The 22,975-nt window shown below is 53.6% G+C and carries 22 protein-coding genes and 2 pseudogenes; 20 read left to right on the forward strand and 4 right to left on the reverse strand.

Translation table 11 applies throughout. The annotated features are described in order from the left end of the window. Window positions 1-15 precede the first annotated feature (15 nt). On the forward strand, window positions 16-573 hold the full coding sequence (locus tag ACZRMS_RS07445) for a Smr/MutS family protein (protein ID WP_463994770.1): 558 nt from the start codon (window positions 16-18) through the stop codon (window positions 571-573). Between the two features lie 53 nt (window positions 574-626). On the opposite strand, the gene ACZRMS_RS07450 is transcribed toward ACZRMS_RS07445, so the two are convergent. Beyond that, on the reverse strand, window positions 627-2,573 hold the full coding sequence (locus tag ACZRMS_RS07450) for an amidohydrolase (RefSeq protein ID WP_463994771.1): 1,947 nt from the start codon (window positions 2,571-2,573) through the stop codon (window positions 627-629). 355 nt (window positions 2,574-2,928) lie between these two features. Between ACZRMS_RS07450 and ACZRMS_RS07455 the strand changes: the two genes are divergently transcribed. The 11 genes and pseudogenes from ACZRMS_RS07455 to ACZRMS_RS07505 all read left to right on the forward strand — a co-directional run bounded on the left by ACZRMS_RS07455 (window position 2,929) and on the right by ACZRMS_RS07505 (window position 12,884). Then, window positions 2,929-4,104 carry an aminotransferase class I/II-fold pyridoxal phosphate-dependent enzyme gene (locus ACZRMS_RS07455; protein WP_463994772.1) on the forward strand — a complete coding sequence of 392 codons (1,176 nt, stop codon included), beginning with the start codon at window positions 2,929-2,931 and terminating at the stop codon, window positions 4,102-4,104. After that, on the forward strand, window positions 4,091-4,549 hold the full coding sequence (locus ACZRMS_RS07460; protein WP_463994773.1) for a hypothetical protein: 459 nt from the start codon (window positions 4,091-4,093) through the stop codon (window positions 4,547-4,549). The genes ACZRMS_RS07455 and ACZRMS_RS07460 overlap by 14 nt, the downstream gene beginning before the upstream one ends. Then, a complete protein-coding gene (gene asnB, locus ACZRMS_RS07465; RefSeq protein WP_463994774.1) occupies window positions 4,550-6,244 on the forward strand; it encodes an asparagine synthase (glutamine-hydrolyzing) in 1,695 nt (564 codons plus the stop codon). Window positions 6,245-6,246: 2 nt separating this feature from the next. Then, window positions 6,247-7,635, forward strand: coding sequence for an MATE family efflux transporter (locus tag ACZRMS_RS07470; protein WP_463994775.1), 1,389 nt, complete (start codon window positions 6,247-6,249; stop codon window positions 7,633-7,635). Then, window positions 7,632-8,846, forward strand: a complete 1,215-nt coding sequence (locus tag ACZRMS_RS07475; protein ID WP_463994776.1) for a saccharopine dehydrogenase family protein — start codon at window positions 7,632-7,634, stop codon at window positions 8,844-8,846. The genes ACZRMS_RS07470 and ACZRMS_RS07475 overlap by 4 nt, the downstream gene beginning before the upstream one ends. Window positions 8,847-8,919: 73 nt before the next feature. After that, window positions 8,920-10,317: a phenylacetate--CoA ligase family protein gene (locus ACZRMS_RS07480; RefSeq protein WP_463994777.1), complete on the forward strand. Its 1,398-nt coding sequence runs from the start codon at window positions 8,920-8,922 to the stop codon at window positions 10,315-10,317. A 117-nt stretch (window positions 10,318-10,434) separates the two neighbouring features. After that, window positions 10,435-11,183 (forward strand): annotated as a pseudogene (locus ACZRMS_RS07485) (response regulator transcription factor). A 4-nt stretch (window positions 11,184-11,187) separates the two neighbouring features. Next, a complete protein-coding gene (locus ACZRMS_RS07490; protein WP_463994778.1) occupies window positions 11,188-11,448 on the forward strand; it encodes a hypothetical protein in 261 nt (86 codons plus the stop codon). 149 nt (window positions 11,449-11,597) lie between these two features. Then, a pseudogene (locus ACZRMS_RS07495) lies at window positions 11,598-11,843 on the forward strand (site-specific integrase); the annotation flags it as partial. A gap of 22 nt (window positions 11,844-11,865) precedes the next feature. Then, window positions 11,866-12,411 carry a GTP cyclohydrolase I FolE gene (gene folE, locus ACZRMS_RS07500; RefSeq protein WP_019826593.1) on the forward strand — a complete coding sequence of 182 codons (546 nt, stop codon included), beginning with the start codon at window positions 11,866-11,868 and terminating at the stop codon, window positions 12,409-12,411. Between the two features lie 101 nt (window positions 12,412-12,512). Next, entirely contained in the window at window positions 12,513-12,884 is a 372-nt protein-coding gene (locus ACZRMS_RS07505) for a glutathione S-transferase N-terminal domain-containing protein (protein WP_463994779.1), read from the forward strand. A gap of 152 nt (window positions 12,885-13,036) precedes the next feature. On the opposite strand, the gene ACZRMS_RS07510 is transcribed toward ACZRMS_RS07505, so the two are convergent. Together ACZRMS_RS07510 and ACZRMS_RS07515 are read right to left on the reverse strand one after the other, a co-directional pair. Beyond that, window positions 13,037-13,639: a glutathione S-transferase family protein gene (locus ACZRMS_RS07510; RefSeq protein WP_463994780.1), complete on the reverse strand. Its 603-nt coding sequence runs from the start codon at window positions 13,637-13,639 to the stop codon at window positions 13,037-13,039. A gap of 10 nt (window positions 13,640-13,649) precedes the next feature. Beyond that, the gene (locus ACZRMS_RS07515) at window positions 13,650-14,816 is read right to left on the reverse strand and encodes an aminotransferase-like domain-containing protein (RefSeq protein WP_463994781.1); all 1,167 of its coding nucleotides are present in this window, start codon (window positions 14,814-14,816) and stop codon (window positions 13,650-13,652) included. Window positions 14,817-14,898: 82 nt separating this feature from the next. Here ACZRMS_RS07515 and ACZRMS_RS07520 point away from each other — a divergent pair, with 82 nt between their 5' ends. The 3 genes from ACZRMS_RS07520 to ACZRMS_RS07530 all read left to right on the forward strand — a co-directional run bounded on the left by ACZRMS_RS07520 (window position 14,899) and on the right by ACZRMS_RS07530 (window position 17,573). Next, on the forward strand, window positions 14,899-15,339 hold the full coding sequence (locus ACZRMS_RS07520) for a MarR family winged helix-turn-helix transcriptional regulator (RefSeq protein WP_463994782.1): 441 nt from the start codon (window positions 14,899-14,901) through the stop codon (window positions 15,337-15,339). A gap of 196 nt (window positions 15,340-15,535) precedes the next feature. After that, window positions 15,536-16,885: an NCS2 family permease gene (locus ACZRMS_RS07525; protein WP_463994783.1), complete on the forward strand. Its 1,350-nt coding sequence runs from the start codon at window positions 15,536-15,538 to the stop codon at window positions 16,883-16,885. Window positions 16,886-16,946: 61 nt separating this feature from the next. Beyond that, window positions 16,947-17,573 (forward strand): LysE family translocator, encoded by a 627-nt coding sequence (locus ACZRMS_RS07530; RefSeq protein WP_463994784.1) that lies wholly within the window; start codon window positions 16,947-16,949, stop codon window positions 17,571-17,573. Between the two features lie 175 nt (window positions 17,574-17,748). Here ACZRMS_RS07530 and uraH read toward each other — a convergent pair whose 3' ends face one another. After that, window positions 17,749-18,102, reverse strand: a complete 354-nt coding sequence (uraH, locus tag ACZRMS_RS07535; RefSeq protein ID WP_463994785.1) for a hydroxyisourate hydrolase — start codon at window positions 18,100-18,102, stop codon at window positions 17,749-17,751. Window positions 18,103-18,474: 372 nt separating this feature from the next. Between uraH and puuE the strand changes: the two genes are divergently transcribed. The 5 genes from puuE (at window position 18,475) to ACZRMS_RS07560 (ending at window position 22,937) form a co-directional block, all read left to right on the forward strand. Further along, window positions 18,475-19,404, forward strand: a complete 930-nt coding sequence (gene puuE / locus ACZRMS_RS07540) for an allantoinase PuuE (RefSeq protein ID WP_463994786.1) — start codon at window positions 18,475-18,477, stop codon at window positions 19,402-19,404. After that, window positions 19,401-19,916 carry a 2-oxo-4-hydroxy-4-carboxy-5-ureidoimidazoline decarboxylase gene (gene uraD / locus ACZRMS_RS07545; RefSeq protein WP_048360820.1) on the forward strand — a complete coding sequence of 172 codons (516 nt, stop codon included), beginning with the start codon at window positions 19,401-19,403 and terminating at the stop codon, window positions 19,914-19,916. The genes puuE and uraD overlap by 4 nt, the downstream gene beginning before the upstream one ends. Window positions 19,917-19,977: 61 nt before the next feature. After that, entirely contained in the window at window positions 19,978-20,973 is a 996-nt protein-coding gene (gene alc, locus ACZRMS_RS07550) for an allantoicase (RefSeq protein ID WP_463994787.1), read from the forward strand. A gap of 121 nt (window positions 20,974-21,094) precedes the next feature. Further along, the gene (locus ACZRMS_RS07555; protein WP_463994788.1) at window positions 21,095-21,598 is read left to right on the forward strand and encodes an ureidoglycolate lyase; all 504 of its coding nucleotides are present in this window, start codon (window positions 21,095-21,097) and stop codon (window positions 21,596-21,598) included. A 49-nt stretch (window positions 21,599-21,647) separates the two neighbouring features. After that, window positions 21,648-22,937: a urate hydroxylase PuuD gene (locus ACZRMS_RS07560; protein WP_463994789.1), complete on the forward strand. Its 1,290-nt coding sequence runs from the start codon at window positions 21,648-21,650 to the stop codon at window positions 22,935-22,937. Window positions 22,938-22,975 lie beyond the last annotated feature (38 nt).

A 22,975-nucleotide genomic window follows, 5' to 3' on the forward strand; every position in this document is an offset into this window, starting at 1 on the left:
TTCGCGGAGGCTGACATGCAAGACGACGACTTTTCCCTGTTCAAAAACGAGATTCGCGGTGTTAAACCGATCAAGCATGATCGGGCCGACACCGGCAAACCCAAAGCTGACCGTGCACAGCTGGCCAAACTACGCCAGAACGCCATCGTGCGCACCAATGCGACCATCATTGACGGCCTGTCAGACCAATTCGTGATTGATGTTGGCCCCGAAGATCAGTTGAACTGGTCCCGTGACGGTGTTCAAGAAAGCCAGATGCGCAAGCTCAAGCTGGGCCAGATCGGCTTCGAAGGCAGCCTTGACCTGCACGGCATGACCGTCGAAAAAGCCCGCGAAACCCTCTGGGAATTCCTCGGTGAAGCCACCAGGCTTGAAGTTCGCTGCGTGCGCGTCACCCACGGCAAAGCCGTACGCCTGGACGGCAAGCGCCCGATGATCAAAAGTCACGTCAATACCTGGCTGCGCCAGCACGCACAGGTGCTGGGCTTCTGCTCGTGTCAGGCCAAACACGGCGGCGCCGGCGCGGTGTATGTGATGCTCAAACGCACCATGATGGACGGTCGCGACGAATAACACGAGGATGTACAACGCCAGCACCCCCTTCCCAGGCGCACTCGCCCATCTAATTAGCGGGTAAAGATTGTGCGACCTCGAAACACTGTGCGCTCGACTTTAGCTTGCGAGATTTTTTCCGGAGTTCCCTGAGCCACCAGCTCGAAAAGATTTCGATCGATGACTATGAAGTTAGCCAGTTTGCCCGGCTCAATCGACCCGAACAGATGGCCCTGTCGAACAGAACGCGCACCATTGATGGTGTAGGCCTCGAGCATCTGCTCCAGCGTGGCAGCCTGATCGATGTTGTAGGGTTGTTGACCGTCAAGCGAACGCGTAATGCCCGATGCAATGTTCACGAACGGATTAGGGTCGCGAGTGTCTACAGGCGCATCGCTGCCCGCCACCAGTATTGCACCTGCCTGATGGGTGCTGGCTACAGGATAGATGGCGTGCCAGGCGTAACCGCCTTTTTCGTAAAGCACCTCCTCCAGCGCCTGACCCTTTTTGCTCGGCTGCAGGAATGGCAATACAGTCACATCGTACTCAGGGTCCAGGTTCATCCACGAATACGTATAGGTTAGATAAAGTCCTAATGCTCCCATGCGCTTTTGGTCATCAGGATGGATTATCTGCAGATTGGCAATGGTGTGGGGTATGCCCCTGAAACCATTGCTGTCTCGAGCTGCCTGCAAGGCGTCCACTGCGATTCTCGCCGTGCGGTCGCCAATACTGTGGATATGCGTGCCGAAACCACCTGCATCCAGAGCACTTACATAACGCGAGAGCAAGGTGGGTTCAATATTAACAATTCCATTGAAGTTGGTTTCCGTACTATCGGCTCGCACTGCTACCCGACGTTGTGAGTCCATATCCTTCAGTTCAAGTGAAGGCATCTGATAATTATTCAGCATCCCCGCTGTCGGCAGGAATGGAGGGGTGGCAAAGGGGTCTCCTTCAAGCACTCCGTCCAGGAATATTTTGACCACATCGGCTTTTATCAATGAATTGTCATTAAACTCCTCACGAACTGCTCGGGCCTTCGCCAACCGAGTGGGAATATCGACCACCCCAGCGTAATCTTCGTTGGCGAAACAAGTGGCAACAGTCACATGCATATTCAGCAAATCCCGCTTCTGCATAGCGACGTACTGATCCCGAATAAAATCAGTCGCACAAGCATCCTGAATGCTGGTGATGCCGTTCTTGGCCATCAGCGTTGAGATATCGGGCAAAATATCGCCATACACCTGATTGCCGAGAAGGTGCCCTTTGGGCAGGGACATAAAATCGTAGCTGGCAGCCGGGATCCGATCCCTTGCACGATCACGCACTACCCCAGTAGCCAAACTAACGTATGCAGCCAACTCTGAGAACACCCCTGCTTCAGACAGTGACTGCGTACTGAAACCTACGACCGCGCCTTGTTCATCCTGGGCAGCAGCCAGGGCAATCGAGTTATAGGCGCTAGCATGTCCATCCGAGCCAAATAGCATGACTGGGCGATCCGCAGACGCAGCATCCAATGCCTGGCGAATCGTTTTGTAGGCTGAAGTGGGCTCATTGCCCGCATATGGCATCCATTGGTCGATGATCAACCATGTACCCGGAGCTGCAGGGTAACGAGCCCGGCACTCTCTGGCCACTTGTGCCAACTGATCAAGGTCGATACCTTTGCCTTTCAAGTCACACACATCAATGGCCACTGTACCCAGGGTGTGGAGGTGATTATCGTGAAAACCGGGCAACACCATTTTTTCTTCCAGGTTGATTACTTGATAACCCTGATTAATAAAAATTTCTGCACCGTCACGCCCTCCGGCATACACAATTTTTTCACCTGATACAGCCATAGCCTCAACTTCGCGGCGCTGGCCATCCTGCGTATAAATACGGCCATTGATATATACGGTGCCAGCACTGTCAGTCATTGAATTAGCTGGAGTATTGCCGCACCCACTGACACCAGCGAACAGTAAAAACATAAAAATAGACGCCATTTTTCCACAAGCAAAAGGCATATTTAACCCCATTTAATATTTATAAACTATCTACTGCGCGACCTTCTACCGACAAAATTAATCGCCGTCAATAGCACTAAACACTGCGCACCAACCCGCAACAACAATGGATAAAGTTCACCTAAAAAGGTTTCAATTTACTACAAATACTTTTACAGAAAACACGACACAACCACCTTCTACACTCGCAACATTTTTTAATGACTATTCCATATGACAGTACCCACAACCTCATTACACTACGCACTGTGAACTCCTGCCAAAACACAGTCAGCCACTTAAAACGATACTCACACATAAGAATTGCAGTAGCAGCACTAACGCCGCTCAAGCATATCCAACTTCGGAAAATCCTATGCCCCAACAACTGACAGATTATGAACTTCTAGGAATAAAAGGTCATTACAACCTCTCCGATGGACATGCCTACCATGACATAAACGAGATACACCCTGGGTTTCCAAATCAGTTGCCGGAGATCTGGCGAGACAGTGAATTAACCAAGGTCAATATTGCTGAGCAGCGTTTCAAAAGTGCATTTGCTAAATTGATAAATTCAGAAACACTGGAACACAGCCATTGCTACAAAATCTCGCCAACATCATCGAACTCTATCGATCTGATTGCAGCGTATCTCGCGGTCCAAGCACCCCGTGTGCTGCTGGTAGAACCTACATTCGACAATCTGGCCCTGCTACTACGGCGCCGTGGTTGCGTCCTGCAATCCATAGACGAAAGCCATTTCCGGGACTCGCTCAACGTTCAGGAACTTTTTTCACTGCTTGATGAACTTCACTTCGACACGCTATTTCTGGTGAACCCAAACAACCCAACGGGAGTGACTACCGGCCCTGAGTATTTGACGCTCATCACGGACTATTGCGCACAACGAAAAAAAACATTAGTGCTGGACACTACATTCAGAATGTACACCCTACATCAACATGATGAACGCGCGCACCTGGAGCACAGTGGTTGTCGGTATTTCATCATCGAGGACACGGGCAAGACATGGCCAACTCACGATCTCAAAACCAGCCTGATCAGTTACTCTCCAGACTGCTCCCCCCTATTCGAAATCATCTACGATGAAGTGTATCTATGCCACTCACGATTCGCGATGCTAATGTTCGAAGCTTTATTCGAGCGCACGCGACATGCAGGAATCGCTGCTAGCATCCAAGCCCCGGTAAATCACCGGCATGCCTACCTTGTCAATAAATTATCGAATTCCATCGTAAAACCAAAAACGGAAAGAACATACGCCACCCTGCCTATGGAGTGGCTCGAATTTAAAACCCGCGACAGGATTTCAGATATAGACATCGTTAACTACCTTGCAAATAAAGATGTACATGTATTACCGGGGAGTTTTTTCTACTGGAGCAAAAAAAGCCCACCTTACACGGCATTCCGCGTATCTCTCGCGCGTGAAAGATCGATGTTCTATACCAGTGTCGACAAATTAAAAACTGCTATTGATCAGTTCGAATACGAGCACGCAACACGGGAGTCCGATGTATTCGCCTAGACTTTTCCCACGACTGACATCACCCCCAACAGGCTTTGAACAAGCAGATATCGTAGTAGAACCTCTTTCCATAACCCATGCGATCATCGACTTCGAGGCCGTCTATGTCAGTCGGCAAAAACTTCACGAACGATATAAAACCCCGAATCAATGGCCTATTAATATTACCTTACATGACAACATAGTGGACTTGGGCTGGCATGAGAAAGAATTTCGTGACGGCACCTCATTTGCTTATACCGTGACTAATCAGATGAGGAGTAAATGCTATGGGTGTATCTATATCATCCCAATAGAGCAGCGGCCTACGCTTTCTTTCTGGCTGCGCAGTGATGGTGAATCACCTTTAGACGAAGCATCATTCGAAGTTCTAATCCGTGACTGGCTTACGACTGCTTGGAAAGGCCACGAAATATATATTACGCAAAGTTTCAAGGAAAGATAAATGTGCGGACTGTTCGCTACCTATTTAAAAAATGCCAACAAAGAAGTGACTACCCTGCTCAACCTCCGCGGACTGGATAGCCTCAAACATCGAGGACCGGACCGGCAAGGTTCCTTTTCGACCCAGGACGGCAAAGTCTTTCTCGGCCACAACTTGCTGTCGATATCGGCCCTGAATATTGAAGAAGGTCAACAACCCGTTAGAACGGATAAATTGGTCATGGTGTACAACGGTGAGCTTTATAACCACCGATACCTTCGGGAAAAACTCACGGCTCTCGGCATAGTTTTCGAAGGACACTCAGACACCGAGACTTTATTGCGCGGCATCGATCATTTTGGCTGGGCATTCCTTGACACTGTGGAAGGCTGCTGGGCCTTAGCCGTCTACGACCTAAACTCCAGAAAGCTATTCTTCTCACGGGATCCGCTTGGGGAGAAGCAGCTGATATATACAGTCAACCGAGACGGTTTGACACTTGCTTCTGAAGCCAAAGCAATTAGAGCAATTCGCGGGTCGCTTGAACTCAACGGCGAGCGGATATTATCGGATCTCGTCTTCGACTTCTTTTCGAATCGAGAATCCACTTATTTCAAAGACCTGAACAACTGCCTCCCCGGCAAGGTGTATCAATACGATCAACACTCGCAGGCGCCGCAGATTATTCATTCCCTGCACTTGGGGGCAACCAATCCGGGTTACGCCTTGAGGCAAAAACTGGCGCATGCCGTCAGCTCAATGGTTCCCGAACATCACGGGCATGCCCTGGTTTTATCAGGAGGGCTGGACAGCAGCATTATTGCAAGCCTGCTGAAAACTGAAATGAGGGATAAATTCTTTCCAGCCATCACCGCAGCTTATATCGACAGTGATAATGAAGATTTGCATTGTGCCAAGCAACTCGTCAGTCATTTAGGCCGCATCGACCATCATATAGTGCGTGTTGCCAAGGAAGATATTGAGCAACACTTCGAGTCGGTGCAGTACACCCTTGAAGAGCCATTGCACGATCAGGTTTATATCACGCAATACCTGATCTATAAGCACATATCAAATATGGGCCTCCGAGTTGCGCTTAATGGCCAGGGCGCGGATGAATTTTGGGGGGGCTATTACCATCACTACAATCTTCAAGCACTCTACAGGCTGACTGATCACGAACAAGTCATTAATCATTTTCAACATATCGCTGAACAACGGGGCATTCAGCACCTTCTCACACAGCCCGAAATCGCAACGCTTATCGAACACAACCTTGAGTCTCGCTGGAGCCATGTTGCGACATTGCAAAGCATTCTAATGGAAGGGCATTTGCAAGCCATGCTCAGCCATGAAGACAAACTATCAATGGCGTCAGGGGTGGAGGTCCGCCTGCCATTTTTGAACCAAGATCTGGCCATGCATGCTCTCAGTCTCTGCGCAGAGGAGAAAGTTAACCAAGGTATCGAAAAAGCACCGCTTCGGGCTGCCATGAAGGGCATTTTGCTCGATAAGATTCGACTGCGCCGCAAGCAGGCGTTCCCTGACGCTCCAAAAGCCGCCTACATGAAACTGCCCTCCTTGCAGCAGTTAGCGTCAACCAATGGTTTTTTTTCAAAAAGTGATATCAAACATCTTGCACAGGCCACACCTGACATGGAGTGGCGGATGAACGCGGTCAACGCCTTTTCAGGCGCCTTTATCAGGGGGGTGTGAGCGTGGACGTCAAAGCAAGCGAAATTTTAAGAAGAGCGATCCCCCTCGGCCTTGCCAATATGTCCGTAGTGCTTATGCCCCTGATCGATTCAGTGATGCTTGGGCAGCACGATATATACAGTATGGCAGCCGGTGGACTGGCAATGCAGATTTACCTGGTCCTGTTCATGCTGGGCGAAGGTATCGTATTCGGTTTCGGACCTGTCTATGGCCGATATCTCGATGCCTGCGACACCCGGAATATGGCCAGCTGTAAGCTGGCTGTCTATCTTCTGCTGATTGCATTTGCAGTCATTGCATTCATCATTCTCCTGTGGGGTCCGCAGATACTTCTGAGCCTGCAACAATCACCCAGACTGGTAGAGGAGTCACGGGATTATCTGGTTTTACTGGGCTTCTCGCTTCTGCCCAACCTGTTATTCATTCACTACTGGGAAATACTTGCCTTCCACGACAAAAGTAAATGGGTAATTGCTGGCGCGGTGATCCAGTTGATCAGTAATGTTGTTCTCAACTACTTGTTGATCAATGGCAAATGGGGAGCGCCGCAGTTAGGACTGTTAGGTGCAGGCATAGGAACTTTGATAGCGTCATTGATCGCTGCGGGAGTGCTCTACCTACTCATGTCACGGTATTCAACCAGTACGGAGAGCCAGCTGACAAGAGACCTTTTGAGTTTCCGTACGTCGTTGCTGCCACATATCGTAAAGGTGCTGAAAATTGGCCTACCAATCGGTTTGAGCATCATTAGCACAGTGGCCTTTTTATCAGTATCCGTATTGATGATGGGATGGTTCAGTGAGCAATCATTGGCCGCACATCTCGCAATACTTCAGGTTAATGAACTGATCGTTGTGTTCATCCTGGGTTTTAATGAATATTGCGCCATACATGTCTCATCCCATATCAGTACCGCGACGGGGCCCGCACTACGGGCATTTCTGTTCAAAGTTGCAGTTACCGCATTCAGCTTTATCATAATGCTATTAGCACTGATGTATTTTGTTCGCTTCAGTATATTCTCCCTGTTTCTTGGGCCTTTAACCGAGGTTACTCAGCCGTTCTATAACGACATGAATGAATTTCTCTCATTTTCGTTCCCCTTTTTGTTGATCGACGCTTTCATCCTGTTGCTCACAGGCATTCTAAGAGGTTGCGAAATTACCCGCTGGCCGCTGGTGATGAATCTGGCAGGCTTCTGGTTTTTTGGATTAATTTCCCAATTATTACTGATCAAATACCACCCATCAAGCCCGATTGTGGTCTGGATTGGCATGCAAATAGGCTTTATGGCTACAGCCATAGCCCTGACTATTTTATTTTTGAAATACAGTGCAGCAGATAGTGTCAAATGGCGAGCAACACAACTTGAACATAAGGAATCACTATGAATATCAATACGGCAAATATAGTCGTGATCGGCATGGGGAGTGTTGGCAAAGTTCTGGCTTGCGCTTTCGCTAAAAAACGCAGAGCACATACCTATCACCTTCACTTGATAGGTCGAACGATACAATCGACTTATGAGATTGCTACACGCATTAAGGATTTATATGGACTGAGCCCACAACGACACTTTTGCGATGCCAGACAAATCGACGAACTCATTGAGACACTTCGAAAAATCGGTCCCGATATTGTCGTCAATGTTGCTACACCCGATACACATATCAATATTATGCGCGCCTGCCTGGAAGTCGGCGCACACTATATAGACACAGCTGTCTTCGAGATGCCTGAAGACTTCAACGTACCTGCACCTTGGTACTCCCACGAGTTTGCGCTACGCGAACAATTCCGGCAGAAAGGTTTGACCGCGATTCTTTCCATTGGCTTCGATCCAGGAGTGGTCAACGTTTTCTGCGCTAAAGTGCGTAAAACCTACCTTGACACCATAGAGTCCATTGATATTCTCTGCGCGAATGCAGGCGTTCATAATCAGTTCTTCGCAACCAATTTCAACGCTGCGGTCAACCTCAAAGAGTTGTGTGAGGATACGGGTTACTGGCAACAAGGCGCGTGGCACTCATCGCCCCCCTTTTCTAGGAGCATGGCGTTCAACTTCCCAGCCATAGGCGTACAAAAACTATATTCAGTAGGCCATGACGAAGTTCACTCGCTGTCCATGAACATACCCGAAGCCAAGATTGAATTCTGGATGCGTGTCGGGGACGAATTCAGGGCAACGTTCGATGTATTGAAGAAAGTCGGGATGTTATCGCTAAATCCCATCGAACTAGGATCGGAACGCATTTCACCGCTGGATTACCTGGCGAAAGTTTTGCCCTCTGCGCAAACCTTTGTCAAAGAGTATCGGGGAACAGTATGTGTGGGGGCACTGATAAGTGGCACCAAGGATGGAACACCTGAAACGGTCTTCATACACAGTGTATGCAATCACGAAGATTGCTACAGCGACCTCGAAACCCAAGTGACTGCCTATACCACCGCTCTGCCCGCCATGGCTGCAGCCCTGTTGGTTCTTGATGGCGAATGGGACGTCGGAACCATGGTCCATCCGGAAGAGTTACCCCCTGAACCATTTCTCAACAAGATTCGCGTACTGGGTCTGGACTGGCACGTCACCTATATACCGCAATAACCAAAATAGGCACGGTATCCATGACCTTTTAACTACTGAGCCCCTCATAGTCGTATGACATAAGGACGTTTCATTGAAAAAGCTAAATACCCAACTTTCCACCTTTGGCCTTGAATCCATTCATAAAAACTCACGTATGACCCTGCAGGAAGACTGCTACGATACCCCGGACATCCAACAGCATATTCGTAGGCTTTGGTATAAAGAGCGCGACACGATGATCGCCAGAAGTTACTGGACCGCTGCGCAGAAGAACGAATATGTGCTCCCATATCTGTCCGAAGTGGTCGATTATGTCTTTAGCCAGATCCCCTTCTATCACGAGTTTTACAAGGCCTGTGGATATGAATCCGGAGCGATCAGATCGCTGGCTGATTTCGAGTCGATACCCGTTTTGAATAAAAATATCTTGAGAAGCGTGCAGACCGAAGATTTTATGCCTCGTAACCTGACTAAGGATGCAGCCAGAATGTTCTGGTCAAGCACTTCCGGTTCCAGCGGCGTTGCCTTGCCCATTCTCAGCGATTTAGATTCGGTATCCTTCAATTCCCTGACCTACTACCGGATGTTCCAGCGCCTGGGAGGCAATGCATTCAGCGCCGATCGATGGATCTACAATGTCCACCATATCAGGAGCTGGTTATCTTCCCTGTGTGGCGATTACCCAACATTCACTTTGAATGATATTGCGGATGTCGAAGAGTTCGTCCTGCACATGGAGCATCTTCGCCCCATTTTCCTGAATCTTCTGCCAAGCTACTTGCCTCTACTTGCTCCCTACGCCCGCAGAATTGCCCACCTTGAGTTAAAAGCCATCATCACAAATTCAGAAGCGAGCTCCCGACATGAACGCGAGCATTATTCATCTCTTTTTCAGACGTCGGTGCTTGATGAATACTCGTCAGAGGAAGTTGGGATCATTGCTTTGGAATGCCCTTACCGGCATTACCACCCGGAATTCGATTATGGCCACGTGGAACTCAAAGAGCTTTCGGGCACTGACGGGTCAGCACTGGCAACTGTCTACTGCACTGACTACATGTGTCGAACCATGCCATTTATCCGCTATGACCATGGAGACATCGTTTCGGTGGCTGGAAATGACTCAACCCTTTGCAAGTGTGGCCAACACGGGCGAACAATTGAGCGGGTCGAGGGTCGAAAGGATGACTGCCTGAAGACGCTCAGCGGCCATTATGTTCCTACCGCCATCGTTACGAATACCCTGGACAGTTTTTTCAATGCTGACCCTAACATCTCCTCGTTTCGGTTAATTCAACGCACCTCCCTCACCGACTTCATATTCATGTATACGGGAGCCAGTACCGAGCAGGTAGCCTCCTCGGTGTATGACTTGCGGGAACAACTGCAAGCTTTGCTGAGAATGAGTATCCATTTGAAAATCGAGAGGGTTGATACGTTACCGGACACCCCGAGCTACAAACGAAAGAAGATCATTTGCGAAGCCTAGTCACCCGCTAAACTTCGCTCCTATCAAACTATCTAACTATACAAAAAGTATGGCTACCCTCCCTCTTAAACCTGCTGGATAATACTGAGTACTTGGCGCGCTTTTAGCCCACCACAAATGGATAAACTTTTTGTGACCCCACGACCTCCCAGAACACGCATATTAGTTGCCGACGACCAACCACTTATCGTTGAGGAGATGTGTGAGTTTCTTGAGAGTAATGGCTTCACATGTATTCCCAGCTACAGCAGCCGCCAGGCCATTGATCTGTTCAACGAGGACCCGTCGATAGCGTTGTTGGTATGCGACTTGTTGATGCCTGGTTTCGACGGAATAGAACTCATCCAGAAGCTCAAGCAATACTCCAAAAAGCATCGCGTCTTTGATGCAGTCCTGCTAAGCGCCCAAGGCGAAAAGCAGGACCTGGTCCGTGCTCTGCGTGAAGGCTTTTCCGATTACCACCAAAAGCCTGTCAACCCGGAATCGCTGCTTCAAACACTAAGAAAACTGGAAGACAAGCAAACAGACAGTGCCACGCAAAATCAGAGCAGCGAGGCCTTGAGCAGGCGCTTGCAAGACCTGATTAATTCCATAAGCGATCTACATACCGATATTAAAAAAGCACAGCTGCCCCGGATAACTAACAAACAGACTATCGAACATTTTTATTCAGCAAACTCTCGCCTCGCCAACTGGAAGCGGCACAACTTTTCAGTGAAGGCAAAACAAACTACTAAATAGCCTGCGACATGGGCATCACGCCAAACACCGTAAAGCTCTATATTTCACAAATACTGAACTTGACAGGCGCCTCCAATAGAACACAGTTAGCGCTGACTTTAAAATCACATGGATTGAGTCTATAAAGCGATGAACATACGCTACAGCAAAGGATTTGGCTCTTTTATCACTATTTGTATGCCGGACGCTGTGAGAGTCGGTTTACACCGTCAATTGAATGCTATCAAGAGCGCCAGGAACAGCCTGCAAGTACGCTTGGCAAGTGAGCGTGCAGAAGACTTTAGCGAAGCCCTGAAAACCCTCAATATATTGAGCACGGAGGATATGGCCAGTGTCTCCCAGGTGATACACGCTGTGGTGCAAGCCAGAACTCAGGCTTTGACGCTGTAATCGGGCCATACACCAGAAAGCTCACACAGCGGCTTGATGAACACAGCCCTGAAAGGCAGCCAGCGGGATCAGCCCTCGATCCACGCAGGTGCTGATCCCGATAATGCATTGAGCGTGCGCCAGGTCGAGTCGCGCTTATTTTTCAAGAAGCGCTATCAAAACTGACCATCAGAGTGCGCCGACAATACAACTACCGCCATTCCTACGCTACCATGTGCCTCATGGCAGGCATGAACCCTGCGTTTATCGCCAATCAGCTAGGTCACAGCGTACAGATGTTGCTTTCAACGTATGCTAAATGGCTAAATTCCAGCACAGACTGGAGCGAGCTCGGGAAACTCGAAAACAGCATGATTGGTACAAAATTGGTACGACCCGACGAGGTGCCACTCTGAAACCCGCATGGAATATAGTCCTGTGACACTGGAACAAAACTACACCGCGATCCTCGGTCAACTCGGCGAAGACGTTTCCCGTGAAGGCCTGCTGGATACGCCAAAGCGTGCCGCCAAAGCCATGCAGTACCTTTGCCGCGGTTATGAACAAACCCTGGAAGAAGTCACCAACGGTGCCTTGTTCAGCTCTGACAACAGCGAAATGGTGCTGGTCAAGGACATCGAGCTTTACTCGTTGTGCGAACACCACCTGCTGCCGTTTATCGGCAAGGCCCACGTGGCTTACATTCCGAGCGGCAAAGTGCTGGGCCTGTCGAAAGTGGCGCGCATTGTCGACATGTATGCCCGTCGTCTGCAGATCCAGGAAAACCTGAGCCGCCAGATCGCCGACGCCGTGATGCAAGTCACCGGCGCCCTGGGCGTTGCCGTGGTGATCGAAGCCAAGCACATGTGCATGATGATGCGCGGTGTAGAGAAGCAGAACTCGTCGATGATCACCTCGGTGATGCTGGGTGAGTTCCGCGAAAACGCCGCCACGCGCAGCGAGTTTCTCAGCCTGATCAAGTAAGCGTCCCACCGAAGAAAGCCGGCGTTGATCGCCGGCTTTTTTTCGCCTGCCTGTTTTCAGGTAAGCTGCGCTCCTTCTAATTTGCCCATGAGGCTTTTACTGTGTTTATCAAAGCGCTTCGCGTAGGCCTGGGTCAGCTCATCATCGCTGGTGATTTTGTTACCCGCCCCAGCAAAAAACAGCGTCCCGCCGCCGTTCAGGCCCAGGTCGATCAAGCTGCAAAAAGCCTGACCCTGTACCAGTTCCATGCGTGCCCGTTCTGTGTAAAAACCCGCCGCACCCTGCGCCGCCTGAATGTCCCGGTGGCTTTGCGTGATGCCAAGAACAGCGAGCAAGACCGTCAAACCCTGCTAGAGCAAGGCGGCAAGATCAAAGTGCCTTGCCTGCGCATCGAAGAAGACGGCAAGACCACCTGGATGTATGACTCCAAAGTAATCATCAATTACCTGAACCAGCGGTTTGCCAACGTTTAAACATCACGCTCCACCCCTTCAGTGGGAGCAGGCTTGCTCGCGATCCAGACGACGCGGTTTGTCTGGATGACCGCGTTGATGCCATCACGCTCCACCCCGCTCCCGCCTACAAAAAAACCGGCACTCGGCCGGTTTTTTTATACGCAATCAGCTCAATCAAGCATCCCGACATGCAGCGGATGGCTGGCCACCCGCTGCAACCAGGCTTGAATACCCGGATAGCCGCTCAGATCAAAACCGCCCTGATCGGCCACATGGGTGTAGGCGTACAGCGTAACGTCCGCAATGGAGTAGTGATCGCCCACCAGATACGGCGTGCGAACCAGTTGCTGCTCCATCACGTCCAGCGCCTTGTAGCCGCGCTTCTGCAGCTTGCGGTACTCCTCCAGACGCTCTTGCGGCAGCCCCAGGTAAAACTGGATAAACCGCGCCACCGCAATGTAAGGCTCATGGCTGTATTGCTCGAAAAACTGCCACTGCAACACTTGCGTACGCAAACGCGGCTCGGCCGGCAAAAACTCGCTGCCGTCTGCCAGGTAGTTGAGAATCGCATTGGACTCCCACAAACACGTACCGTCTTCCAGTTCCAGTACCGGCACTTTGCCGTTCGGGTTTTTCGCGAGGAATTCCGGGGTTTCAGTTTCGCCCTTGAGAATGTCCACCGCGAACCACTGATACTCAAGACCCAGCAAATGCAACATCAGCTTGATCTTGTAGCAGTTGCCCGAGTTGTAATCGCCATAAACCTTGAGCATCGCGCCTCCTTTAGGCCGCCTGGGCAGCCTGTGCCTGACGAATCACGTTGGCCAGGCGCTTGAGGCCTTCATGCAGACGCGCCGGGTCGATGTGGCTGAAGTTCAGGCGCAGGCTGCCAACGTTCTGATCCGGGTTGGCGAAGAACGGCTCACCCGGCATGAACGCAACATTCTGCTCCAGAGCTGGCTTGAGCAGCGTGCGGGTATCGAACGGTTGCTTGAGAGTCAGCCAGAAGAACAGCCCGCCCTGTGGCACCTGCCAGTCAGCCAGGTCAGAGAAGTGCTCTTCCAGTGCCGCCTGAAAACCATCTCGGCGCACGCGGTAGAAATCACGCAGTTCGGCCAGGTGGTTGCTCATTTTTTCGGTGCCGATCCATTGCAAGGCTTGCCACTGGCCCACACGGTTGGTGTGCAGGTCCGCCGATTGCTTGAGGCGCAGCAGGTGAGGAAACAGGTCCGGGCTGGCGATAAGGAAACCGACGCGCAGGCCCGGCAACAGGGTTTTGGATACGGTGCCGGTGTAAATCCAGCTGGCTTTTTTCAGGCGGGCGACAATCGGCGTGGCGCTGCCACCGTCGAAGGTCAGTTCGCGATACGGTTCGTCTTCGATCAGGGTCACGCCGAACTCATCCAGCAAGGCCGCTACGGCGTCGCGCTTGGATTCGCTGTAACGCACGGCAGACGGGTTCTGGAACGTCGGAATCAGATAGATGAATGCCGGCTGGTGTTTTTCGAGCTGCACACGCAATGCCGCCAGGTCCGGGCCATCGGCTTGCAGCGGGAAGCTCAGGCATTCGGCACCGAACAGCTGGAAGATTTGCAGCGCGGCCAGATAGGTCGGCGCTTCGAGCATGATTTCCGTGCCCTTGTCGATGTACAGCTTGGCCGCCAGGTCCAGTGCCTGCTGCGAACCGCTGAGCACCATGACCTGGCTCGCATCGCAATCCACACCCAGGGCGCGGGCCTCTGCCGCCAGCACTTCACGCAGGGCCGGCTCGCCTTCGCTCATGCCGTATTGGCCCATGGAAGCTGGCATGCCGGTCCAGTCGACCTTTGGCAGCATCTCTTCGGCCGGCAGGCCACCGGCGAAAGACATGACTTCCGGACGCTGGGCCGCAGCCAGAATTTCACGAATCAAAGAGCTTTTCAGGCGGGAAACACGTTCGGAGAAGGCCATACAGATCACCGGTAGCGGAAGTAATTGGAAATAAGTCAAACTGGTTGACCGAAACTACGCCGCGAAACCTAGATACGTCAATATGCTTGACCTTAAAAATCCGACCACTCAGCGCGCCGCCATGGAAGCCTTCTTCTTTGGCTATCAAGCATTTACCGCCAAAGCGGACGAAATGCTGGGCCGTCGCGGGCTGAGCCGGGTGCATCAGCGCATTGTTTTTTTTATCGCCCACCACCCCGGTGTGAGCGTCAAGGAACTGCTGACCCTGCTGGGCGTAAGCAAACAGGCCCTCAACACGCCTTTGCGCCAATTGATCGAAATGAACCTGGTACGCAGCGTCGCCCCCGAGACCGACAAGCGCAAGCGCCTGCTGGAGCTGACTGCCGACGGCGTTACCTTCGAAAAAAACCTGCGCCGCGAGCAAGTCAAATTGCTGCAGCGGGTATTCGCCCAGGCGGGTGACGAAGCAGTCAACGGCTGGCTGGCGATCAATCATGCTCTGGGGCAAAGCCGCCACGCCTGACCTGCCGACGCCTCGGCGCATCTGATTGGCCGGAAGGCTGACCCGGCATTTCGTCTACAATTTGAAAAACATTATTTGCTTTATTTGTATACAAAAGCATAATTCATCTCGCCTGCGTTCCTGACCGAAAAGTCAGAAAACCTGTCACCCGCCTCATCCAGTGCCCTTAAAAACAATAAAAGCCTGAGGAATTACCGTGGACAGCCAAAAGTCAGAAACACCCGCCCTGGACCTTTCACCCCCCACCTCACGGGGCTTGCTGGAACGTCTGTTCAAACTGTCGCTGCATGGCACCACGGTCAAGACCGAACTAATCGCCGGGCTGACCACCTTTATCACCATGGCCTACATCATTTTCGTCAACCCCAACATCATGGCCGATGCAGGGATTGACCATGGCGCCGCCTTTGTGGCGACCTGCATCGCCGCCGCGCTCGGCAGCCTGCTGATGGGGCTCTACGCCAACTGGCCAGTAGGACTGGCGCCAGGCATGGGCCTGAATGCGTTTTTCACCTACACAGTGGTCGGCACCATGGGCTACAGCTGGGAAACGGCACTGGGCGCAGTTTTTGTCTCCGGCGTGCTGTTCCTGATTCTGACCCTGTCACGGATACGCGAATGGTTGCTCAACAGCATTCCTGTCAGTCTGCGCTACGCCATGGGTGCCGGGGTTGGCTTGTTTCTGGGGATCATCGGCCTGAAAACCTCAGGCATCATCGTCGACAGCCCGGCAACCCTGATCAAGCTCGGCTCGCTGCGTGACCCCGCTCCGCTGCTGGCCGCCGTGTGCTTTTTGCTGATTGCGATCCTCAGCTACCACCGGGTGTTCGGCGCGATCCTGATCAGCATCATCGCTGTCACTCTGGCCGGCTGGGGCCTGGACCTGGTGCACTACAACGGCATCATGTCCGCACCGCCGAGCCTGGCGCCGACCTGGATGGCCATGGACCTCAAGGGTGTGTTCAATATCAGCATGATCAGCGTGGTATTGGCCTTCCTGTTTGTCCACATGTTCGACACCGCCGGGACCCTGATGGGCGTGGCCCAGCGCGCCGGGCTGGTCAAGGCCGACGGCAGGATCGAAAACCTGTCACGGGCACTCAAGGCGGACAGTGCCTCCAGCGTGTTCGGGGCCGTGGTCGGCGTGCCACCTGTCACCAGCTACGTCGAAAGCGCCGCCGGCGTGGCAGCGGGCGGGCGAACCGGGCTTACCGCCGTGACCGTGGGCGTGTTATTTGTCGCCGCCATGTTCTTTGCCCCCCTGGCTGGCATGATCCCCGCTTATGCCACCGCAGGCGCACTGATCTACGTGGCGATGCTGATGATGGGCGGCATGCAGCACATCAACTGGGACAAGCCCACCGACTGCATCCCGGCAATCGTGACCATGATCATGATGCCGCTGACCTTCTCGGTGGCGGACGGAATTGCCCTGGGCTTTATCAGTTACGTGGCCCTCAAGGCGGGCACCGGCAAGTACCGCGAAATTTCCGTCAGCTTGTGGGTGCTCTGCGCTATTTTCATCGCCAAGTTTATTTATCTGTAAACCGGGCGGTATCAACCGGCCCCGCCCATAGTGCGGGGCGTTTGTTGCATGGGAGGAAGTGATGAGTCTGGAAACCTGGCTGCTGTTCAGCAGCGCGGCATTGGTGGTAATCCTGATTCCGGGGCCACTGTCGTTATTGATGATCAGCAACAGTTTGAACTACGGTTTACGCCGCTCGTACCCTGCGTTTCTGGGCGGTGTTTTTGCATCGATCTGCCTGCTCAGTGCTTCGGCCCTGGGTTTGGGGGCCTTGCTGCTGGCCTCGGAAAAACTCTTCAGCGCCCTGAAAATCGTCGGTGCGCTGTATCTGTTTTACCTCGCCTGGCAAAGCTGGAAGCAATCGCGCCAGCCGGCCACCGCAGTCAATGTGCCCCAGGCTGCACCAATACCGCGCTTCACCGCCCTGTTTGGGCGCGCGTTTGTACTGGGCGCCAGCAATCCAAAAGACATTCTGTTCTTTGCCGCCTTCCTGCCGCAGTTTCTCAACCCCGACCTGCCCTTCCTCAACCAGTTGCTGGTAATGATCGCCACCTGGACCGTGCTCGACCTGCTGTGCAAGCTGGCCTACGGCCTTGGCGCCCATGGCGCGGCGGGCTATCTGCGCAGCGGCAAGGGCCAGAGCTGGTTTAACCGCGTCAGCGCCGGCCTGTTTGGGGTGGCGGGTACGGCGTCGTTGTTGAGTCGCTGATACAGCACCGCATTTGTGGGAGCGGGCTTGCTCGCGATACGGGCGACGCAGTTTTTCTGGATGACCGCGTCGACGCCATCGCGAGCAAGCCCGCTCCCGCAGCTTATTTGTTTGCGGGCAAAAAAAAGCCCGCAGTGTGAGCGGGCAAATAACCACATGCGCAGATCGTGAATCTCTAGCTCCCGCGATAAGTCGAGTAGCTGTAAGGCGAAATCAATAGCGGGACATGGTAGTGATCCTGCTCGGCACTGATGCCGAAACGCAGTACCACCACATCCAGAAAAGCCGGCTGCGGCAACTGCACACCCCGTGCGCGGTAGTAATCACCGGCACTGAACTGCAACTGGTAGACCCCCGAACGGTAGGTCTCACCCTCCAGCAGCGGCGCATCGCAGCGGCCATCGCTGTTGGTCAGTGCCGACGCCACCAACTCCAGCTGTGAACCTTCAACCCGATACAGCTCGACCTTGATCGAGCTGCCCGGGCAGCCGTGCGCTGCATCCAAAACGTGCGTAGTCAAACGTCCCATTGATTCTGCGACCTCCCGAACCGGTGAATAAAACGGTTGCTGAACTCGTTTGGCGTACCAAAAAGCTCGACGAAGCAAGATTAATACACTTATTAAAAAAATTGTACACAATTAAAAGTGCTATCGAAGCAGCCCCGCAAACCACGGGGCCCAGACACCTGACTCCGTCAACAACGCAGCCCATAGCGACTTTATGTTCATAACCTGACTAATCAGGCAAGTTTTTTGCAAGTACTCTTCCAGCGCAAGGCGTGGTAGAAATAGACGAAATCAGGGTTACAAATGCTTTATAAAGTTGTATACAATCAGGCCATCGCAGTGACGCCAGGTCTGGCCAATCGACTGTTAACACGAACAATAAGGAAGACTGTAGTGAGCGCTGACTACCCACGCGACCTGATTGGTTACGGTCCCAACCCTCCGCATCCGCATTGGCCGGACAACGCCCGTATCGCCCTGTCTTTCGTACTCAACTACGAGGAAGGCGGCGAACGCAACATCCTGCACGGTGACAACGAGTCAGAAGCCTTCCTGTCGGAAATGGTTTCCGCGCAGCCGCTGCAAGGCGAGCGCAACATGAGCATGGAATCCCTTTATGAGTACGGTAGCCGCGCAGGCGTGTGGCGTGTGCTCAAGTTGTTCCGCGAATTCGATATCCCGCTGACGGTGTTTGCCGTGGCGATGGCCGCCCAGCGCCACCCGGATGTCATCCGTGCCATGGTCGCGGCCGGGCATGAGATATGCAGCCACGGCTATCGCTGGATCGACTACCAGTACATGGATGAAGCCCTTGAGCGCGAACATATGCTCGAAGCGATCCGCATCCTCACCGAAATCAGCGGCGAACGCCCGCTGGGCTGGTACACCGGCCGCACCGGCCCCAATACCCGGCGGCTGGTGATGGAAGAAGGCGGTTTCTTGTATGACTCGGACACCTATGACGACGACCTGCCCTACTGGGAGCCGAACAACCCCACCGGCAAACCGCACCTGGTGATCCCTTACACCCTGGACACCAATGACATGCGCTTCACCCAGGTGCAGGGTTTCAACACCGGCGAGCAGTTTTTCCAGTACCTCAAGGATGCGTTCGATGTGCTGTACGCCGAAGGTGCAGAGTCGCCGAAAATGCTATCCATCGGCCTGCATTGCCGCCTCATTGGCCGCCCTGCGCGTCTCGCCGCCCTCAAGCGTTTTATCGAATACGCCAAGGGGCACGAGCACGTCTGGTTCACCCGCCGCGTGGACATCGCCCGCCACTGGCACGCCACCCATCCTTATGTTGCAGAGACTGCCCAATGAGCACCTTCAAGACCCTCAAGCCTTCAACCCTGAGTCGTGAAGCGTTCGTGGCGGCCTTTGCCGATATTTACGAACACTCGCCCTGGGTTGCTGAAAAAGCCTTCGACCTGGGCCTGGACAGCAGCGTCGACACCATCGAGACCCTGCACCAGCGCATGAGTGACATTTTGTTGAGCGCCGATCACGCCAGCCAGCTGGCATTGATCAACGCTCACCCGGACCTGGCGGGCAAAGCAGCCGTCCAGGGCCAGCTTACCGAAGCCAGTACCCATGAACAGGCTGGCGCCGGTATTCACCAATGCACGGCCGAAGAGTTCCAACGCTTCACCGAGCTGAACGACGCCTACAAAGCCAAGTTCAAGTTTCCCTTCATCATGGCGGTAAAAGGCAGCGACCGGCACCAGATCCTCGCCGCGTTCGAAACCCGCATCCACAACCCGGCAGACGTCGAGTTCAAATGCGCGTTGGCAGAAATCAACAAAATTGCCCTGTTCCGATTGCTCCAGCTCTAAGCCGAACCGGCACCTGCCGATGACGCATCTCCAGCCACTTAATTAAAGGCAGACAAGAAGAATGAAAGCGCAACCCGTACCTTTCGAGAAGTTCGTCAACCTGGCCGATGCCCGCCTGGGCACCAAAATCGTTTCGGTAACCGATGACTGGTTCGCTGACGCCAACCGCATGTTCCAGCCGACCCCGGCCGTATGGAAGGAGGGCGTTTTCGATGACAACGGCAAGTGGATGGACGGCTGGGAGTCCCGCCGCAAGCGCTTCGAAGGCTATGACAGTGCAGTCATCCGTCTTGGTGTTCCGGGTTCGATCAAGGGCGTGGACATCGACACTTCATTCTTCACCGGCAACTTCCCGCCGTCTGCCTCCCTTGAGGCCTGCTTCCTGGCCTCGGGCGAACCGGGCGAAGACACTAAATGGGTTGAAGTGCTGTCGGCTGTCGAGCTGCAAGGCAACAGCCACCACTACCACGAGATCAGCAATGACCAGGCGTTCAGCCACTTGCGCTTCAACATCTACCCGGATGGCGGCGTAGCACGTCTGCGGGTTTACGGCGTGCCGTTCCGCGACTGGTCCGCAGTGGGCGACAACGAACAGGTCGATCTGGCTGCAGCCCTTAACGGTGGCCGTGCCCTCGCCTGCTCCGATGAACACTTCGGCCGCATGAGCAACATCCTCAACCCGGGCCGTGGCATCAACATGGGCGACGGCTGGGAAACCGCGCGTCGTCGTACGCCGGGCAATGACTGGGTCATCGTCGCGCTGGGCCATGCGGGCGAGATCGAAAAAATCATCGTCGACACCCTGCACTTCAAGGGCAACTACCCGGACACCTGCTCGATTCAGGGCGCATTCGTCAAAGGCGGCACCGACAGCCAGATCGAAACCCAGTCGTTGTTCTGGCGCGAACTGCTGCCGAGCCAAAAAATGGAAATGCACGCTGAGCACACCTACAGCGAGCAACTCAAAAACCTCGGTCCGATCACCCATATTCGCCTGAACCTGTTCCCGGACGGTGGTGTAAGCCGCCTGCGTGTTTTGGGCAAAGTCGCCAAATAAGCGCTGACCCCGATCGCAGGCAAGCCTGCTCCCACAGGGAATTGCATCGCACATGTGGGAGCGGGCTTGCCCGCGATAGCGACAAAACTGACACCACAGAAACCTGAACAAGAAGACCACCATGCGCACATTGATGATTGAACCGCTGACCAAAGAAGCCTTCGCCCCTTTCGGTGACGTAATCGAAACCGATGGCAGCGACCACTTCATGATCAATAACGGTTCCACCATGCGCTTTCATCGCCTGGCAGAGGTCGAAACGGCTACGCCAGACGACAAGGCGATCATCAGCATTTTCCGCGCTGAAGCGCAGGACATGCCCTTTACCGTTCGCATGCTGGAGCGTCATCCGTTGGGCAGCCAGGCTTTTATCCCGCTGCTCGGCAACCCCTTTCTGATCGTGGTCGCGCCAGTTGGCGATGAACCTGTATCAGGCCTGGTCCGCGCCTTTGTCAGTAATGGCAGGCAGGGCATTAATTACCATCGCGGCGTTTGGCACCATCCGGTGCTGACGATCGAAAAGCGGGATGACTTCCTGGTGGTTGATCGCAGTGGCACAGGCAATAACTGCGATGAGCATTTTTTGAAAGAGGATGAGCTGTTGATCCTCGCCCCCCACCAATAAGAGAAGGCCTGATAGCCCGCGCAAGGGTGACAGGCAAGAGGTAGAGACTGTGGAAGCACATCTGATGGAATGGCTGAATCTGAGCGTGCGCTGGATTCATATGATTACCGGCGTGGCCTGGATTGGCGCCTCGTTTTACTTTGTCTGGCTCGAAAACAACCTGGACCGGAGCAACCCCAAAGAGGGGCTGGCCGGGGATTTGTGGGCCATTCACGGCGGCGGCATTTACCACCTCGAAAAATACAAGCTGGCCCCACCGACCATGCCGGACAACCTGCACTGGTTCAAATGGGAAGCCTACTTCACCTGGATGTCAGGCATTGCCTTGCTGTGCCTGGTGTTCTACTTCAACCCGGCGCTGTACCTGATTGCTCCCGGCTCCAGCCTCAGCGGGCCCGAAGCCGTGGCCATCGGCATTGGTTCATTGATGGCCGGCTGGTTCATTTACGACTTTCTGTGCGACTCCGCCCTAGGCAAGCGCCCGGCGTTGCTCGGTTTCATCCTGTTTTTGCTGCTGGTTGGCGCAGCCTTCGGCCTGAGCAAGGTGTTCAGTGGCCGTGGTGCGTACCTGCATGTGGGCGCCATCATCGGCACCATCATGGTGGGTAACGTATTCCGCACCATCATGCCCGCCCAGCGCGCACTGGTGGCCGCGATCAAGGAAGGCCGCAGCCCCGATCCGGCACTGCCGGCCAAAGGCCTGTTGCGTTCACGCCACAACAACTACTTCACCTTGCCGGTGCTGTTCATCATGATCAGCAACCACTTCCCGAGTACCTACGGCAGCCAGTACAACTGGTTGATCCTGGCCGGGATTGCGGTGCTGGCAGTGCTGGTTCGTCACTACTTCAACACCCGCCACAACAGCCATAAATTTGCCTGGACCTTGCCCGTCGCTGCACTGGGCATGATTTGCCTGGCTTACGTCACAGGCCCAAAACCTGCGCCAACCGCTCCTGAAGTGGCCAAGGTGATCAAGTACCAGCCGCTTCCGGAAACCGCTCTGGGCGGTGTCAAAGCCGCGGATGCCCCGCCCCCCGCACCCGCACCTGCTGCCCCCGCAGCCCCAGTGGCCAGCATTGATTTCGAAAAAGTCCACGTGGTGATCCAGGAACGCTGCACGGTCTGTCACTCCGCCACGCCCAGCAGCCCGCTGTTCAGCGCAGCGCCAGCCGGGGTGATGTTTGACACCGCGCAGCAGATCAAGCTGATGGCCCCGCGCATTCAGGCACAGGCCGTTGCCAGCCAGATCATGCCGCTGGGCAACATCACGCAAATGACGCAACAGGAACGCGACCTGATCGGCGCCTGGATCAATACCGGGGCCCCTACCAACTGACGCGCGCGGTGGCCGCAGCCTGGCTGCGGCCACAAGAA

The sequence above is a fragment of the Pseudomonas sp. B424 genome, from assembly GCF_055408345.1.

Bases quoted from the DNA above. Each gene is read 5' to 3' on its own strand.
- ACZRMS_RS07490 (WP_463994778.1), top strand. From the start codon at position 11,188: ATGAACATACGCTACAGCAAAGGATTTGGCTCTTTTATCACTATTTGT.
- ACZRMS_RS07475 (WP_463994776.1), top strand. From the start codon at position 7,632: ATGAATATCAATACGGCAAATATAGTCGTGATCGGCATGGGGAGTGTT.
- ACZRMS_RS07555 (WP_463994788.1), top strand. From the start codon at position 21,095: ATGCGCACATTGATGATTGAACCGCTGACCAAAGAAGCCTTCGCCCCT.
- ACZRMS_RS07520 (WP_463994782.1), top strand. From the start codon at position 14,899: ATGCTTGACCTTAAAAATCCGACCACTCAGCGCGCCGCCATGGAAGCC.
- asnB (WP_463994774.1), top strand. From the start codon at position 4,550: ATGTGCGGACTGTTCGCTACCTATTTAAAAAATGCCAACAAAGAAGTG.
- ACZRMS_RS07455 (WP_463994772.1), top strand. From the start codon at position 2,929: ATGCCCCAACAACTGACAGATTATGAACTTCTAGGAATAAAAGGTCAT.
- uraH (WP_463994785.1), bottom strand. From the start codon at position 18,102: ATGGGACGTTTGACTACGCACGTTTTGGATGCAGCGCACGGCTGCCCG.
- ACZRMS_RS07510 (WP_463994780.1), bottom strand. From the start codon at position 13,639: ATGCTCAAGGTTTATGGCGATTACAACTCGGGCAACTGCTACAAGATC.
- ACZRMS_RS07515 (WP_463994781.1), bottom strand. From the start codon at position 14,816: ATGGCCTTCTCCGAACGTGTTTCCCGCCTGAAAAGCTCTTTGATTCGT.
- uraD (WP_048360820.1), top strand. From the start codon at position 19,401: ATGAGCACCTTCAAGACCCTCAAGCCTTCAACCCTGAGTCGTGAAGCG.
- alc (WP_463994787.1), top strand. From the start codon at position 19,978: ATGAAAGCGCAACCCGTACCTTTCGAGAAGTTCGTCAACCTGGCCGAT.
- ACZRMS_RS07450 (WP_463994771.1), bottom strand. From the start codon at position 2,573: ATGCCTTTTGCTTGTGGAAAAATGGCGTCTATTTTTATGTTTTTACTG.
- ACZRMS_RS07460 (WP_463994773.1), top strand. From the start codon at position 4,091: ATGTATTCGCCTAGACTTTTCCCACGACTGACATCACCCCCAACAGGC.
- ACZRMS_RS07530 (WP_463994784.1), top strand. From the start codon at position 16,947: ATGAGTCTGGAAACCTGGCTGCTGTTCAGCAGCGCGGCATTGGTGGTA.
- ACZRMS_RS07445 (WP_463994770.1), top strand. From the start codon at position 16: ATGCAAGACGACGACTTTTCCCTGTTCAAAAACGAGATTCGCGGTGTT.